The sequence below is a fragment of the Streptomyces sp. NPDC038707 genome (genome assembly GCF_040636485.1).
GTDB lineage: Bacteria > Actinomycetota > Actinomycetes > Streptomycetales > Streptomycetaceae > Streptomyces.
In genome coordinates, this window is record NZ_JBEZUP010000023.1 from 108,342 (window position 1) to 124,091 (window position 15,750).

General features: G+C 75.3%; 13 protein-coding genes, 1 rRNA gene and 1 pseudogene. 3 read left to right on the forward strand and 12 right to left on the reverse strand.

Annotated elements, in window-relative coordinates; translation table 11 throughout:
* Window positions 1-24 precede the first annotated feature (24 nt).
* Entirely contained in the window at window positions 25-1,671 is a 1,647-nt protein-coding gene (locus AB0E62_RS27190; protein ID WP_362199074.1) for a PucR family transcriptional regulator, read from the forward strand.
* Window positions 1,672-1,704: 33 nt separating this feature from the next.
* Here the strand turns inward: AB0E62_RS27190 and AB0E62_RS27195 are convergent, their stop codons facing one another.
* From AB0E62_RS27195 to AB0E62_RS27220, 6 genes and pseudogenes are all read right to left on the reverse strand, one after another.
* On the reverse strand, window positions 1,705-2,859 hold the full coding sequence (locus AB0E62_RS27195) for a glycosyltransferase family 4 protein (protein WP_362199077.1): 1,155 nt from the start codon (window positions 2,857-2,859) through the stop codon (window positions 1,705-1,707).
* A 307-nt stretch (window positions 2,860-3,166) separates the two neighbouring features.
* Window positions 3,167-3,921: pseudogene (locus tag AB0E62_RS27200) on the reverse strand (hypothetical protein).
* A gap of 261 nt (window positions 3,922-4,182) precedes the next feature.
* On the reverse strand, window positions 4,183-5,925 hold the full coding sequence (gene recN, locus AB0E62_RS27205; RefSeq protein WP_362199080.1) for a DNA repair protein RecN: 1,743 nt from the start codon (window positions 5,923-5,925) through the stop codon (window positions 4,183-4,185).
* 39 nt (window positions 5,926-5,964) lie between these two features.
* Complete coding sequence (locus AB0E62_RS27210; RefSeq protein ID WP_362199083.1) at window positions 5,965-6,882, reverse strand: NAD kinase; 918 nt, start codon at window positions 6,880-6,882, stop codon at window positions 5,965-5,967.
* Complete coding sequence (locus tag AB0E62_RS27215; protein ID WP_362199086.1) at window positions 6,879-7,694, reverse strand: TlyA family RNA methyltransferase; 816 nt, start codon at window positions 7,692-7,694, stop codon at window positions 6,879-6,881. The genes AB0E62_RS27210 and AB0E62_RS27215 overlap by 4 nt, the downstream gene beginning before the upstream one ends.
* A gap of 23 nt (window positions 7,695-7,717) precedes the next feature.
* A complete protein-coding gene (locus AB0E62_RS27220; protein WP_362199089.1) occupies window positions 7,718-7,999 on the reverse strand; it encodes a hypothetical protein in 282 nt (93 codons plus the stop codon).
* 42 nt (window positions 8,000-8,041) lie between these two features.
* On the opposite strand from AB0E62_RS27220, the gene AB0E62_RS27225 reads away from it, so the two are divergent.
* On the forward strand, window positions 8,042-8,389 hold the full coding sequence (locus AB0E62_RS27225; protein ID WP_362199092.1) for a sterol-binding protein: 348 nt from the start codon (window positions 8,042-8,044) through the stop codon (window positions 8,387-8,389).
* Here the strand turns inward: AB0E62_RS27225 and AB0E62_RS27230 are convergent.
* The 4 genes from AB0E62_RS27230 to AB0E62_RS27245 form a co-directional block, all read right to left on the reverse strand.
* The gene (locus AB0E62_RS27230; RefSeq protein WP_362199095.1) at window positions 8,373-9,215 is read right to left on the reverse strand and encodes an ABC transporter ATP-binding protein; all 843 of its coding nucleotides are present in this window, start codon (window positions 9,213-9,215) and stop codon (window positions 8,373-8,375) included. The genes AB0E62_RS27225 and AB0E62_RS27230 overlap by 17 nt on opposite strands.
* Window positions 9,212-10,258 (reverse strand): iron chelate uptake ABC transporter family permease subunit, encoded by a 1,047-nt coding sequence (locus tag AB0E62_RS27235; RefSeq protein ID WP_362199098.1) that lies wholly within the window; start codon window positions 10,256-10,258, stop codon window positions 9,212-9,214. Before AB0E62_RS27235 ends, AB0E62_RS27230 begins: the two co-directional genes overlap by 4 nt.
* Window positions 10,255-11,298 (reverse strand): iron ABC transporter permease, encoded by a 1,044-nt coding sequence (locus AB0E62_RS27240; RefSeq protein WP_362199101.1) that lies wholly within the window; start codon window positions 11,296-11,298, stop codon window positions 10,255-10,257. Before AB0E62_RS27240 ends, AB0E62_RS27235 begins: the two co-directional genes overlap by 4 nt.
* A gap of 264 nt (window positions 11,299-11,562) precedes the next feature.
* Window positions 11,563-12,591 carry an HAD hydrolase-like protein gene (locus AB0E62_RS27245; protein WP_362199104.1) on the reverse strand — a complete coding sequence of 343 codons (1,029 nt, stop codon included), beginning with the start codon at window positions 12,589-12,591 and terminating at the stop codon, window positions 11,563-11,565.
* Window positions 12,592-12,665: 74 nt separating this feature from the next.
* On the opposite strand from AB0E62_RS27245, the gene AB0E62_RS27250 reads away from it, so the two are divergent.
* Entirely contained in the window at window positions 12,666-13,988 is a 1,323-nt protein-coding gene (locus AB0E62_RS27250; RefSeq protein WP_362199107.1) for a DUF1015 domain-containing protein, read from the forward strand.
* A gap of 79 nt (window positions 13,989-14,067) precedes the next feature.
* On the opposite strand, the gene AB0E62_RS27255 is transcribed toward AB0E62_RS27250, so the two are convergent.
* A complete protein-coding gene (locus tag AB0E62_RS27255; RefSeq protein ID WP_362199115.1) occupies window positions 14,068-14,823 on the reverse strand; it encodes a hypothetical protein in 756 nt (251 codons plus the stop codon).
* Between the two features lie 822 nt (window positions 14,824-15,645).
* Window positions 15,646-15,750 (reverse strand): 5S ribosomal RNA (gene rrf / locus AB0E62_RS27260); the annotation flags it as partial.

Genomic DNA, 15,750 nt, shown 5'->3' on the forward strand with positions numbered 1-15,750 from the left:
GTTCCCGCAGGTAGCGTCCGCTGCATGGACAGCCGTACGGACCACCGACTCGACACCCAGGGCGCCGGCATCACCGTGCAGCGGGCACTGGAGCTGCCCGGACTGCGCAGCGGACTGCCGGAGATCCTGGCGGGCGCCGACCGGCTCGGCCGCACCGTGCGCTGGGTGCACGCGGGCGAGGTCCCCAACATCGCCTCGCTGCTCAAGGGCGGCGAACTGCTGCTCACCACGGGCTACGGCCTCGGGACCCGGCCGGCCGAGCAGCGGGCGTTCGTGCGGACCCTGGCCGAGCGGGGCATCGCCGCCCTGGTGGTGGAGCTGGGCCCGCGCTTCGGCCGGCTGCCGGCGGCGCTGGTGGACACGGCGCGGACGGCCGGCCTGCCGCTGGTCCAGCTGCACCGCGAGGTGCCGTTCGTGACGGTGACCGAGGAGATCCACACCGAGATCGTCAACGGCCACTACGCGCTGCTCCAGCGCGCCGAGGAGGTGCACCGGCGCTGCACCGAGGCGCTGCTGGGCGGTGGCGGGGTGCCGCAGGTGCTGTGCATCCTGGCCGACTTCAGCGGCAACCCGGTGTTCCTGGAGACGGCCGACGGGCGGCTGCTGTACGCCGCCGGGGCCGGGCCGGAGGGCGCCGATCCGCTTCAGGTGTGGGAGGGGCTGCGCGGCCCGCACAAGGAGGCCCCGCCGCCGGCCGGCTCGGTGCTGGTGGACGTGCCCGGCGGCGGCCCCGGCACGGCGGGCTCGGTGCGCGCCCGGCTGGTGCTGCTGCCGGTCCGCGCGACGCCGGCGCCGGTGCACCGGATCGCCGCCGAACGGGCCGCGGGCATCCTGGCCGTGGTGCTGATGCAGGCCCGGCAGGAGGAGGAGCTGGCGGCGCGCGGGCGCGGGGACTTCCTCACCGATCTCGCCGAGGGCCGGATCGCGACGGACGACGCCCCGGCGCAGGCCCGGGTGCTCGGCTTCAAGCCGGGTGACAGCCCGCTGCTGCCGGTGGTGATGCGGATCGGCGACACCCTCACGCCCGGCGGGGGCTGGGCGGTGCTGGCCCGGGCGGTCTCCGAGGAGCTGGCCGCGGTGGGGGTGCCGGTGCTGCTGGGCGTGCGGCCGGTGGAGGGCCGGGTCCTGGTGCTGCTGGGGCTGCGCTCGGAGTCGGAGCGGACGGCGGTCGCGGACCGGGTCGCGGCGGCGCTGCGGGCCGGGGTGGAGCGGGCCGGGATGCGGCGGCCGGGCTCGCCGCCGCCGGTGGTGGTGGTCGGGGTGGCCGGCGGCTGGGCGGCGGCCTCGGCGGGGCTGCGGCACGCGGCGGAGACGGCGACGGCGGCCCAGGGCCTGACCGACCGGCCCTGGTACGACGCCCGGCGCCTGGACATCGACCTGCTGCTGTGGCGGCTGCGCGACCACCCGGACCTGGCGGCGTTCGTGGACCGGGCGATCGGCCCGCTGCGCGAGCACGACGGCCGCTCCCGGCCGCCGCTGCTGCCGACGCTGGAGACCTATCTGGCGCACGCGGGCCGCAAGGCGGAGACGGCCCGCGAGCTGCATCTCAACCGCCAGACGCTCTACAACCGCCTGGCCCGCATCGGCGAGTTGCTGGGCACCGACCTGGACGACCCGCAGACGGTCCTGGCGTTGAGCCTGGCCCTGCGGGCCCGCCGGCACGTGCCGTAGGCGTCCGCGCAGCCGGGAATCGTCGGACCGGCCCTAGGCCAGCGGTCTGGGCTGGGTCAGTTCGTCGTAGACGCTGAGGACCTGGGCGACGGTCTCGTCCTCGGTGGGCCAGGTCGCGGCCTGCCGGGCCGCGCGCTCGCGCAGCCGGGCGCGCCGCCCGGGGTCGGCGAGCAGCCGCAGGACCGTCTCCGCGAGGGCCACCGGATCGCCGTACGGGACGAGTTCGGCCGCGTCGCCGACGAGGTCGGGGATGCCGCCGACCCGGGTGGCGACGAGCGGTACGCGCGCGTGCAGCGCCTCCTGGGCGAGCACGGACCGCGATTCCCACCTGCTGGTCAGCAGCGCGAGGTCGGCGGCGGCGAGCAGGTCGGCGACGTCGTCGCGGCGCCCGACGAGCCGCACCGGCAACTCCTCGTCCTCGATCCGCTGTTGGAGCACCGGCCGCAGCGGCCCCTCCCCCGCGATGACCACCAGCGGCACCGGGTCCGGCTCCCGCCACCGGCGTGCCGCGTCGAGCAGCACGTCGTAGCCGCGGTGGCGGTCCAGGGAGCCGACCGCGAGGAGCAACGGGCGTCCGATGGCGCCGAGTTCGGCGCGGACCTTGGACCGCTGCCGGTCGGGGTCGTCGCGGTCCGCGGCGTCGCCGTGACCGCCGGGACGGCGCCGGCCGGGCAGGGCGACCGGGGCCAGCCGGGCGTCCCGCGCGCCGCTCCGGCGGGCCCGGTCGACGAGGTCGGGGCTGGTGCCGAGGACGACGGCCGCGGTGCGCATCACCCGCCGCTCCAGCATCCGCAGCAGATGGGCCCGCGGGCCCTCCGCGTGGGCGCGGTCGTGCCAGGTGACCACCAGCGGGGTGGTGCGCCCGCCGAGCGCGAGCACGGACCGGAAGGAGGCGTGCAGCCCGTGGGCGTGCACCAGGTCGGCGTGGGCGCAGGCGGTGCGCAGGGCGGCCACGGAGACGGGGTCGCTGCTGCGCGGTACGTGGATGTGGCCGGCGCCGGTGCCGCCGAAGTCATAGGCCCGGTCGGCCTCGGTGGGGGCGCACACGGTGACCCGTACGCCCCGTGCGACCAGTCCCTCGGCCAGGGAGCGCACGTGCGCGCTGCTGGCGGCGTTGCCTCCGCCGAGCACCTGCACGGTGCGCAGCGGCGGCCGGCCGTGCGGTGCGTTGCTGCTCAGCGGGGTCACGGGGCCGGGGCTCCTGGGTCGTGGGGCGGTGCCGGGAAGGCGCGTGGGGCGGTCACGGGAAAACGTACAGAAGGTCGGGGGCTCACGGGGGCGGAAGGACGTACCCCGCGCGCCTCCCCCGCGGGGTGTCCGGATCCGCTGTCCGCCCCGCCTTCCCTGCCAAGCATGCCAGGGCATACGGCCGTTCAGGGAACACGCGGGAGGGCGCATCGTGCGGCGGGCCGGGGCAATGCGCCGGAGCACATCACCCACATGGGTGAAGAAACGTCGGCTCTGGACGACCGGTACGCGCAGGCATACGGCGAGGTCAGCCGCGCCCGGCACGGGCCAGGGTACTCACCCGGTCCCCGTACCGGGCGGCGGCGACCAGCGCGACGGCGTGCGCGAGCAGTCCCGCGCGCCGGTTTCCCGCCACCACGGCCGCCCCCAACGCGGCGCCGAGCGCGTGCGCCCCCGTGTCCCCGTGTCCCCGTGTCCCCGTGTCCCCGTGTCCCCGAGCATCACCCGCTCCCCGCGTCGTCGGGCAGCACGGCCGCGGCGGCCCCCATCGCCCCGGCGGCCGGCCGCGCCCCGGGTCCCTTGCGCGGCAGCCCGGGCGCCCCCCAGCGCGGCGCCGGCGGCCCGCCCCGGCCGTACGTCGAGCAGGTTCACGAGGTGCGCGCTCCCGGCGATGACGACCCCGGCGAGCAGCGTGTCCACCGGCCGCTCCGTCAGCACGGCACCCGCGGCCGGCCCCGCCGCCGAGATCCCGGACGGCTTCACCGCTCCGCTGGTGATCCCCCCGTCCCGCAGGGCCCGCGGATGCGCCCGGAAGCCGCGCCGGTGGTCGCCGGCGATGTCGTCGTACGCCCCGCACACCCCGGCGGCCGGCACCGCGGCCCCGGCCGCGGGATGCACCCGCGCGGCGGCGATCCCGGCCCCCACCGCCACGGCGGGCCCGGCGTGGCGGGTCCGCTCCCAGCGTGCCCGCCCGCCGGGCGGCGCGGCACGCACCAGGGCCTGCCCGGCCCGGGTGAGCGCGGCGGCGGGGAACAGGGAACGGCGGGCCGACTCGTCGATCATGCCGCCCACCTCAGGGAACGCCCGGGCCGGGGCCGCACCCCGGGAAACGAGCCCGCCACGCTCCGAGGACCGCCCCGTGCCGCACACCGGGAGAACGTTCCCGGCCCCGCGCCCCACGCCCCGCATCCCGAAGCCGCAGCGCGAGGGACACCCGGGACCACACCCCGGAGCCGTCCCGGGGCCACGGCGCGAGGAGCACCCCGGAGCCGGCCCGCCAGAGGCACCCCGACAGGCACCCCCCTCAGTGGCGGGCCGGCCCCGCTAGACCTCCGCCCTCGCCGTGGCCAGGAGCTCCTCCGCGTGGGCCCGGGCCGCTTCGGAGTCCTCCTGGCCCGCCAGCATGCGGGACAGTTCGCGGATGCGGTCCTCGCCCTCCAGGACCTTCACGCCGGAGCGGGTCACGGAGCCGTCATTGGTCTTCTCCACCAGCAGCTGCCGGTCGGCGAACGCGGCGACCTGGGGCAGGTGGGTGACCACGACGACCTGCGCGGACCGGGCGAGCTTCGCCAGGCGCCGGCCGATCTCCACCGCGGCCTTGCCGCCGACCCCGGCGTCCACCTCGTCGAACAGGTACGTCGGCACCGGGTCGGTGCCCGCGAAGACCACTTCCACCGCGAGCATCACCCGGGACAGCTCACCGCCGGAGGCACCCTTGGCGATGGGCCGCGCCGGGGCCCCGGGGTGCGGGGCCAGCAGCAGTTCGACCTCGTCCACGCCCGACGGGCCGTAGGCGACCGTCCGCCCGCCGGCCTCGACGCCCTCGGGGTCGTCGCTCTGGCGGATGTCGAAGGACACCCGCGCGTGGGGCATCGCCAGCGAGGCCAGCTCGGCGGTGACGGCCGCCGCGAACCGTTCGGCGGCCTCCGTCCGCGCGTCGGTCAGCCGCTGCGCGAGGACGCCCAGTTCGCCGCGGAGCGCGTCCCGCTCGGCGGTCAGCTCGGTGATCCGCTCGTCGTCGCCGTCCAGCTCGGTGAGCCGGGCGGCGCCGCGCTCGGCCCAGGAGAGGACCGCGTCGATGTCCTCGCCGTACTTGCGGGTCAGCGCGGTCAGCGCGGCCCGGCGTTCCTCCACGGCGGCCAGCCGCAGCGGGTCGGCGTCGAGATCGTCGGCGTATCCGGCCAGCTCACCGGCCACGTCGGCGAGCAGGATGCCGATCTCGCCGATGCGGTCGGCGAGCGCGGCCAGCGACGGGTCGTGCGACCGTACGGCCTCCAGGGCCCGGTGGGCGCCCGCGACGAGGGTCGAGGCGTCGATCCCCTCGGGGTCCTCCGGGTTGCCCGCGAGGGCCGCGTGCGCGGCCGCCGCGGCGGACGACAGGGCTTCGGCGTGGCCGAGCCGCCCGGCCTCCTCGGCCAGCTCCACGTCCTCGCCGGGCCGGGGTTCCACGGCGGCGATCTCGTCGAGCCCGTAGCGCAGCATGTCGGCTTCCTGCGCCCGTTCCCGCGCCCGGGTGGTGATCTCCTCCAGCTCGGCGGAGACGGCCCGCAGCCGCCGGTAGGCCTCGGTGTACTCGGCGAGCGGCACGGCGACGGCGTCGCCCGCGTACCGGTCCAGTGCCTGCCGCTGCCGGGACAGCTTCAGCAGTCCCTGCTGGTCGGTCTGCCCGTGCACGGCCACCAGGTCGTCGGCCAGCTCGGCGAGCAGCCCGACGGGCACGCTGCGTCCGCCGAGGTGCGCCCGGGAGCGGCCCTCGGCGGAGACGGTCCGGCTGATCAGCAGGGCGCCGTCGTCCAGCTCGGCCCCGGCCTCCTCGGCGCGTGCGACGGCGGCGGCCCCGGGGGGCACGGCGACCCGCCCCTCCACGACCGCCTTGTCCGCGCCGATCCGCACGAGCGCCGGGTCCGCCCGGCCGCCGAGCAGCAGCCCGAGGCTGGTGACCACCATGGTCTTGCCCGCACCCGTCTCACCGGTGACGGCGGTGAACCCCGGCGACAGCTCGACGACCGCGTCGTCGATGACCCCGAGCGACCGTATCCGCATCTCCTCCAACACGGAACAGACCATACGAGGTCCGGGGCGGCCGGCGCACATGGCCCGCCCGTGTCACTCCGAGGAGTGGTGCGGCGCTCCCCGCCATCCCGTGGTCGGCAGGGCGAACTTCGCCACGAGCCGGTCGGTGAAGGACGAGTGGTGCAACCGGGCCAGCCGCACCGGCACCGCGCCCCGGCGCACCTCGACCCGCGCCCCGGGCGGCAGCTCGACCGTGCGCCGGCCGTCGCACCACAGCACGCCCGGCGGGATGTGCGGCAGCACCTCCACGGCGAGCACCGAGTCGGGGGAGGTGACCAGCGGCTTGGCGAACAGGGCGTGCGCGCTGATCGGCACCATCAGCAGCGCCTCCACCTCCGGCCAGACCACCGGCCCGCCGGCGGAGAACGCGTAGGCGGTGGAGCCGGTGGGCGTGGACAGGATCACCCCGTCGCAGCCGAACTCCGACACCGGCCGCCCGTCGATCTCCAGCACGACCTCCAGCAGCTTCTCGGCGCCGGCCTTCTGCACGGCGGCCTCGTTCAGCGCCCAGTCGGTGTGCACGATGTCGCCGTTGCGGTGCACGACGACGTCGACGGTCATCCGTTCCTCGACCTCGTAGGACCGGTCCACCACCCGGTCCACCACCCGGTCCAGGTCGTCCCGCTCCGCCTCGGCGAGGAACCCGACGCGCCCCAGGTTGACGCCGAGCATCGGCACCCCGGAGGCCCGCGCGAACTCGGCGCCGCGCAGCAGCGTGCCGTCGCCGCCCAGCACGATCAGCAGCTCGCAGCCGTCCAGGCACTGCGCGGTGGCCTCCTTGACGAGGTGCACGTCGTCCGGGAGCGGCAGGTCGCGCGCCTCCTCCTCCAGCACCCGCACCCCGATGCCGTGCCGCACCAGGCCCTTGACGACGAGTTCCGCGCTGCGGATCGCCGCGGGCCGCCCGGTGTGGGCGAGCAGGAAAACAGTACGCGCACGGTTCTGTGTCAACGCGGCCCCTCCGCCACTGCACGGTCGACGTCGGCCGGGTCCACCTGGGGTGCCCCCGCCCGCAGCCAGAGAAAGTACTCGACGTTCCCCGAAGGCCCGGGCAGCGGGCTGGCGGTGACCGACCGCACCCCGAGGCCCAGCTCCCACGCCTTCGCGGCCACCCCTCGCACGGCCTCCGCGCGCAACTCGGGACTGCGCACGACACCGCCGCTGCCGAGTCGCTCCTTGCCCACCTCGAACTGCGGCTTGACCATCATCACCAGGTCGGCGTCCGGCGTCACGCACCGTTTCAGGGCGGGCAGCACCAGTCCGAGCGGGATGAAGGAAAGATCGCCCACGACCAGGTCCACCGGCTCCCCGTCGATCGCCTCGAGGGTCAGCTCGCGCACGTTGGTGCGGTCCTTGACGGTGACGCGGGCGTCCTGCTGGAGGGACCAGGCGAGCTGTCCGTACCCGACGTCCACGGCGACGACATGGGCGGCGCCCGCGCGCAGCAGGACATCGGTGAAGCCGCCGGTGGACGCGCCGGCGTCCAGCGCGCGCCGGCCCTCGACCACGAGCCCCTGGGGCACGAAGGCCGCGAGCGCGCCGGCCAGTTTGTGCCCGCCCCGGGAGACGTAGTCGGGATCGCTGTCGTCGGCCTGGACGACGATGGCGGCGGCGGTCTCCACCTGCGTGGCCGGCTTGGTCGCCACGGTCTTGCCGACGGTGACCCGCCCGGCGGCGATCAGCTGGCTGGCGTGCTCGCGCGAACGGGCGAGCTTCCGGCGGACCAGCTCCGCGTCGAGACGGCGGCGTGCGACTCCTGCCACGTTCGGTTCAGCTCCTGCTCTGGTTACGGCCTGCTGGGGTACGGCGTCGGGGGCGCCGGAGGTTCCGGGCGGGCGTCGAGCGCGGTGAGCGCGTCGCGCAGCCCCCGGAGTACATCCTCGTACACCTGCGGATGTCCGTCGGTGGCGAGGTGGCCGACGTCGGCCAGCCGCTCCAGGTGCGCGTCGATCCCCGCGTCGCCGGTCGGCGTGCGCGGGATGTTCAGGGGGGCGGGGGCGGCCGGCCCGGGCCCCTGCTCGGGCTCGGCCTGCGCCGCCGTACCGGCCTCGGACACGGACTCGCTCATGCCCCGACGCTACCGTGAACCGCTGCGGTACCGTCGGGGGCGATGGCCACGATCGAGGAGTGCCGCGCCGCACTGGGGAAGTTCTCGGACAGCATGCGGGGGGCCGAGGGCGAGGCCCGTGCCGCCGCCGCGCTGGACCGGTCGGTGAGCTGCCACATCACCGACCTGGACGTCACGTTCGCCGGCCGGATGACGGGCGGGCGGATCGAGGTGGACGACACCCGTCCCGGCCCGCCCTGGGAGAAGGCGCAGATCAGGCTGGCCCTGGCCGGGGACGACCTGGTGGCCCTGGTGGACGGCGAGCTGAACTTCGCGACCGCCTGGGGGTCGGGCCGGGTGCGGCTGGAGGCGAGCCTGCTGGATCTGTTCCGGCTCAGGAAGCTGCTGTGAGGCGTGCCTTGCGGGCGGCGGGCACGACCAGCGGGGTGCCCGTCTCCGGGTCGTCGATCACCTGACAGCGCAGCCCGAACACCTCTTCCACCAGCTCGGCGGTGACGATGTCGCCCGGCGCGCCCTCGGCGATCACCTCTCCGCCGCGCAGGGCGATGAGGTGGGTGGCGTAGCGGGCGGCGTGGTTGAGGTCGTGCAGCACCGCCACCAGTGTCCGGCCCTGTTCCTCGTGCAGCTCGGCGCACAGGTCGAGGACGTCGATCTGGTGCTGGATGTCCAGGTAGGTGGTCGGCTCGTCCAGGAGCAGCAGCGGGGTCTGCTGGGCGAGCGCCATGGCGATCCACACCCGCTGCCGCTGCCCGCCGGACAGCTCGTCCACGTACCGGTCGGCCAGCTCGGCCACGCCGGTCTGCCGCATCGACTCCCGGACGACCCGCTCGTCCTCCGCGGACCACTGGCGCAGCAGGCCCTGGTGCGGGTAGCGGCCCCGGCCGACCAGGTCGGCGACCGTGATCCCGTCGGGCGCGACCGCCGTCTGCGGCAGCAGGCCTAGGGTGCGGGCGACCTTCTTCGCGGGCATCGACTGGATGGCCTGCCCGTCCAGCAGCACCCGGCCCTGGCTGGGCCTGAGCATCCGCGACAGCGCCCGCAGCAGCGTCGACTTGCCGCACGCGTTCGGGCCGACGATCACCGTGAAGGAGTGGTCGGGGATCTCCACCGACAGCTGCTCGGCGATGACCCGCTGGTCGTAGGCGAGGGTGACGTTCTCGGCGGACAGGCGGTTCACAGTGCTCCTCGGGTTGTTCGTCGGGCCGGCCGGGGTCATATCCGGCCCGCCCGGCGCTCGGTGACCAGCAGCCACAGCAGATAGGCGCCGCCGAGCACGCCGGTGACCACGCCGACGGGCAGCTGGTCGGCGCCGAAGGCGCGCTGGGAGGCCCAGTCGGCGGCGACCAGCAGGGTCGCGCCCATGCACAGGGACGGCACCAGGTTGGGCCCCGGCGAGCGGGTCAGCCGGCGGGCGAGCTGCGGCGCGGTCAGCGCGACGAAGCTGACGGGGCCGGCGGCGGCCGTGGCGGCCGCGGTGAGCAGGACGGCACTGACCATGAGCAGCAGCCGCACCCACTGGACGCGCACGCCGAGCGCGTTCGAGATGTCGTCGCCCATCTCCATCATCCGCAGACCGCGGGCGTTGACGAGGACCAGCGGGACGAGGACGGCGCACAGCGCGAGCAGCGGCCACACCTGGTCCCAGTCCCGGCCGTTCAGCGAGCCGGTCATCCACACCACCGCGCGGGTGGCGTCGACCAGGTCGGCCTTGGTGAGCAGATAGCCGTTGACGGCCGTCATGACCGCGTTGACGCCGATGCCGACCAGCACCATCCGGTACCCGTGCACGCCCTGTTTCCAGGCAAGCAAATAAATGGCCAGACCGGTCGCGAGGCCGCCGGCCAGCGCGCCGACGGTCACCTCGGCGGCACTGCCGGACAGCAGCACGATCACGATCAGCGCGCCGGCCGTGGAGCCCTGCGACAGGCCGAGCACGTCCGGGCTGCCCAGCGGATTGCGGGAGATGGACTGGAACAGGGCGCCGCCGAGGCCGAGCGAGGCGCCGACCAGCAGGCCGACGAGGACCCGGGGCAGGCGCAGTTCGTTGACGATGAAGTCCTGGTAGGCGGTGCCGTTCCCGGCGAGCGTGCGCAGCACGTCGGCCGCCGGGATCTTCGCGTCGCCGGTCCCGATCAGGGCGACGCCGGCGGCGCAGGCGGCGGTCAGCAGCAGCACGACGACGGTCAGGGCGCGCGGGTCCACGCGCACGGAGAACCCGCCGGGGGTGCGTACGGCACGGCTCCTGGTGGGGGTCTTCACAGCTGGGCCGTCCTCCGCCGTCGTACGAGAAAGATGAAGACCGGGCCGCCGATGACCGCGGTGACGATGCCGACCTGGAGCTCGGCGGGCCGGGTCACGACCCGGCCGAGGACATCCGAGCCGAGCAGCAGCACGGGCGCCAGGACCGTGGCGTACGGGAGGATCCAGCGCAGGTCGGGGCCGGTGAAGGAGCGCACGACGTGCGGCACCATCAGGCCGACGAACATGATCGGGCCGCAGGCGGCGGTCGCGGCACCGCACAGCATCACGGCGGACAGCATGGCCAGCGCACGGGTGCGGTCGAGGTTGGCGCCGAGGGCGCGGGCGGTGTCGTCGCCCATCTCCACCGCGTTCAGCGGCCGGGCCAGCACCAGTGCCAGCACCGTGCCCACGGCGAGGAACGGCAGCACCTGCACGATGGTCGAGTCGGTGGCCGAGACCAGCGAACCCACCGTCCAGAAGCGCATCTTGCCCAGGGCCGCGCCGTCCGTGATCATCACGGCCTGGAGATAGCCGTACAGGGCCGCGGTGATCGCCGTGCCGGCGAGCGCGAGCCGTACCGGGGTGGCGCCCCGGCTGCCGCCGAGGAACCACACCAGCGCGCCGACCGCCGCCGCACCCAGGAACGCGAACCACACGTATCCGGTCAGGCTGGTGACGCCGAGATAGGTCATGGCGGTGACGACGGCGGCGGAGGCGCCCGCGTTGATGCCGAGCAGCCCGGGGTCGGCCAGCGGGTTGCGGGTCAGGGCCTGGAGCACCGCGCCGGAGAGGCCGAGCGCGGCGCCGACCAGCAGGCCGAGCACCGTGCGCGAGAGGCGCTCGTCCACGACCACGTCGCCGTAGGTGCCCGTGTCGTGGAAGAGGCCGTGCCAGACCTGGGCCGGTGACAGCCCTTTCGCCCCGATCGCGATGCTCGCCAGGGCGACGAGGACCAGGAGCACGGCCGCGAGCAGGAGCCCAAGGGCCTTGGCCGCGTGGCGGGTTGGGGGCGCGGGGGCGTGCTCCGCGCGCTGTTCCGGAGGACTGTCGACCAACACGAGGTTAGGTTAGCCTACCCTGCACTCCTTCTCGATCCCCGGCCGCGACAATCCCGGCCGGGGGACCCCCGGTCGAGACGGCCGGAGGCGGCTCCCCCGGGCGACACGGCCGGGACCGCCGGAACGGCCGGGGCAGCCGGGCCAGCCGGGCCAGCCGGGCCAGCCGGGCCAGCCGGGCCAGCCGGGCCAGCCGGGCCAGCCGGGCCAGCCGGGGCAGCCGGGGCAGCCGGGGCAGCCGGGGAGTGCCTACCCCGGCCGAGTCCGTCAAAGCTCCAGCCGGGCCAGCGCCTTCCCGCCGTCCAGCGCGCAGGAACCGTCACCGGCCGCCGTCCAGGCCGCCGCGCACAGCGCCCGCAGCCCGTCCAGCGCCTCGCCGTCGCCGGCCAGCTCCAGCCGGTCGGCCCCGGCCGTCGCGGTCCAGCCGCCGCACCGGAACCCGTCCCCGTCCCCGGTGACCTCCGGCTGCCCGGTGAGCAGTCCGCGCAGATCCGCGTCCACGTAGGTCGGCCGGTGCTGGGGCGGCGCGGCGAGCAGCTGCGCCCCGTCGGTGACACCGGTCAGTACGAGCAGCGAGTCGACCTCGCCGTTGAACGCCCCCTCGATGTCGGTGTCCAGCCGGTCTCCGACCACCAGCGGGCGTTCGGCGCCGGTCCGGATGATCGTCTCCCGGTGCATCGGGGGCAGCGGCTTGCCCGCGACCTGCGGCTCGGCGCCGGTCGCGATCCGGACGACCTCCACGGCCGCCCCGTTGCCCGGCGCGATGCCCCGCCCGCTGGGAATGGTCAGGTCGGTGTTGGACGCGAACCACGGCACGCCCCGCCGGACGGCGTACGACGCCTCCGCGAACCGGCCCCAGGGCAGGTCCGGCCCGCCGTAGCCCTGGACGACCGCCGCCGGGTCGTCGTCCGCCGACTCCACCGGCACCAGGCCGCGCTCGCGCAGCGCCACCCGCAGTCCCTCGCCGCCGATCACCAGCACCCGCGCCCCGGCGGGCACCTGCTCACTGATCAGCCGGGCGACGGCCTGCGCGGAAGTGATGACCTCGTCGGCGTCCGTCGGTATGCCCAGCTCCGTCAGGTGCTCCGCCACCGTGTCCGGGGTGCGCAGCGCGTTGTTGGTGACGTACGCCAGCCGCATGCCGCCGGAGCGGGCCACCGCCAGCGAGTCGACCGCGTGCGCGATCGCGCTGCCGCCCGCGTAGACCACCCCGTCCAGATCGAGCAGCGCCGTGTCGTACGCCTCGTTCAGGGGCTGCCCACTGCCCTCGGGCCTGGTCCTGACGCCTTGGCTCATGTCCGTATCGCTCCTCGTAGACTCGCCTTTCCCCCGATCATCCCGCATGCCGCCGGCACACGTACGATGCCGGGATGAAGACAGCAGGTCACCCGGAGGCAACGACGCGCCGCGGCCTGGAACTCACCCCGTTCCGCGGCCTGCGCTACGACCCCGACCGGGTCGGCAGCCTCGCCTCCGTCACCTCTCCCCCCTACGACGTCGTCGTACGGCCCGACGGCCTGCACCACCTCCAGTCGTCCGACCCGCACAACATCGTCCGGCTGATCCTGCCGCAGGCCGGCACCCCCAGCGCCGGCACCGAGCAGGCCGCCGACACCCTGCGCCGCTGGCTGGCCGAGGGCATCCTCGTCGCCGACCCGGATCCGGGCCTGTACGTGTACGAGCAGCGCGACGGCGAGGGCATGCTCCAGCGCGGGATCATCGGCACCCTGCGGGTGACGGAGCCGGCCGAGGGCGTGGTGCTGCCGCACGAGGACGTCATGCCGCCCGTGGTCGCCGACCGCGCCGCCCTGATGCGCGCCACCCGCGCCAACCTGGAACCGCTGCTGCTGACCTACCGCGGGGACGGCGCGACGGGCTACGACACAGCGGCCGGGGCAGGCGCGGACACGGCGGCCGAGGTGATCGAGCGCACGGCCGGCCGGCCGCCGCTGCTGGCCACGACCACCGAGGACGGCTTCCGGCACCGCCTGTGGTCCGTGACCGACCCCGTCGACCTGGCCCGTATCCGGACCGACCTGGCCGGCCGCCAGGCGCTGATCGCCGACGGCCACCACCGCTGGGCCACCTACCGGCGGCTGCGCCTGGAACACCCCTCCCCCAGCCCCTGGGACTACGGCCTGGTCCTGCTGGTCGACACCGTCCGCTATCCGCTGCGGGTCCGCGCCATCCACCGGCTGCTGCACGGTCTGCCGGTCGCGGACGCGCTCCGGGCGGTGGAGGGCCTGTTCCGGGTACGCCGGCTCGACGTGCCCCTGCCGGACGCCCTGGCCGTCCTGGCGGACGCGTCCTGCGCGGGCAACTCGTTCCTGCTGGCCGGTGACGGCGCGTTCCACCTGCTCGACCGGCCGGACCCGGAGCTGCTGGCCCGGACCGTCCCGGTGGACCGCCCGGCCGCCTGGCGCGCGCTGGACGCCACGGTGCTGCACGCCACGCTGCTGGAGCACGTCTGGCGGATCCCCGAGGACTCCCCGGCGCACATCGCCTACATCCACGACACGGCGGCGACGGTCGAGAAGGCGGAACGCGACGGCGGCACAGCCGTGCTGATGCACCCGGTCCGCGAGGAGGTCGTACGCGACCTGGCCCGGCAGGGGGTGACGATGCCCCGCAAGTCGACGTCGTTCGGCCCGAAACCGGCGTCGGGGCTGGTACTGCGGGCGCTGGAGATCTGAGCCGGGGCCATCACCTGAAAGGGGGGCGGACTCCCATGGAGTCCGCCCCCCTTTCAGGTGCCTGTCACATCGGCCGGCGTCAGTCCTTGTCGCCGTCCTCCGGGGAGACGTCCGCCGCCCCGGCCGCGTCCCCGGTCTCGTCGGCGGCGTCGTCCTCGGCCAGGGCGTCGACGAACTCCACACCGTCCAGCTCGGCGAGCCGGTCGGAGGCGTCCGTGCTGCCGTCCCGGTCGGCCTCGACGGCCTTCGCGAACCACTCCCGCGCCTCGCGCTCCCGGCCGGCCGCCAGCAGTGCGTCGGCGTAGGCGTAGCGCAGGCGCGCGGTCCAGGGCTGCACCGACTTGGCGGCCAGCTCCGGGCTCTGCAGGGTCACGATGGCCGCGTCCAGCTGGCCCATGTCGCGCCGGGCGCCGGCGGCGACGAGCCGCATCTCGACCTGACCGGCCTTGTCCAGCTTGTGCACCTCCGGGGCGCCGGCCATGTCCAGTGCCTTCTCCGGGCGGCCGAGCCCGCGCTCGCAGTCGGCCATCACCGGCCACAGCTCCACGGTGCCGGTCATCCGCCGGGCGGTCCGGAACTCGGCGAGGGCCTCGCTGTACTTCTGGGTCGCGTACGCGGCGAACCCGGCGGCCTCGCGCACGGCGGCGACGCGGGACGCCAGTCGCAGGGCGACCTTGGCGTAGCCGTAGGCGCCCTCGGGGTCCTCGTCGATCAGCCGGGCGACCATCACCAGGTTCTTGGCGACGTCCTCCGCGAGCGTCTTGGGCAGGCTCTGCAGCTCCTGCCGTACGTCCTTGTCGATCTCGTCACCGGTGACGTCCTCCGGGATCGGCAGCCGCTTGATCGGCTCGCGCTCCCGGTCCCGGTCCCGGTCGTCGCGGAACCGGCCACCGCCACGGCGGTCGTCCCGGCCGTCCCGGCCGTCCCGGCTGTCCCGGCCGTCACGGCCCCGGAAGCCACCGCCCGGCCGGCCACCGCGGTCGTCCCTGCGCGGCCCGCGGCCCCCACGGTCGTCCCGGCCGCCCCGGAAGCCACCGCGCTCCCCACGGCTGTCGTCCCGCCGGAAGCCACCGCGGTCGTCACCGCGGCTGTCGTCCCTGCGGAAGCCGCCACGGTCGTCCCGGCGGTCGTCGCGCCGGTCGTCCCTGCGGTAGCCGCCACGGTCGTCGTCACGGCGGTAGGAGGGACGGTCGCCACGGTCGTCCCGGCGGAAACCACGGTCGTCACGGCGGTCATCGCGTCGGTCGTCGCGGCGGAAGCCACCCCGGTCGCCACGGTCCCGGTCGTCACGCTGGTACGCCGGACGCGCACCGCGCTCGCCCTCACGACGGAAGCCACCACCACGGCTGTCGTCCCGACGGAAGCCACCGCGGTCGTCCCGCCGGTCCTCCCGACGGTCGTCCCGTCGGTCATCACGCCGGCCGTAGCCGCCTCGGTCGTTGCCTCGACGGTCGTTGTCCCGGCGGTCGTTGTCCCGACGGAAGCCGCCGCGGTCGCCCCGCTCACCACTGTCCCGTCGCCGCTGGTCGCGCTCCGGACGGTCGCCGGGAGAGTTGGTGGACATGGTGACTCCTGTCTGTGGTACCGCAAGCATTGTAAAAACAAAAGGACCCCTGGTCCCAGCTGAACGCTGGTGACCAGGGGTCCTCCAAAGATTGTTCGGCGGTGTCCTACTCTCCCACAGGGTCCCCCCTGCAGTACCATCGGCGCTGTGAGGCTTAGCTTCCGGGTTCGGAATGTAACCGGGCGTTTCCCTCACGCT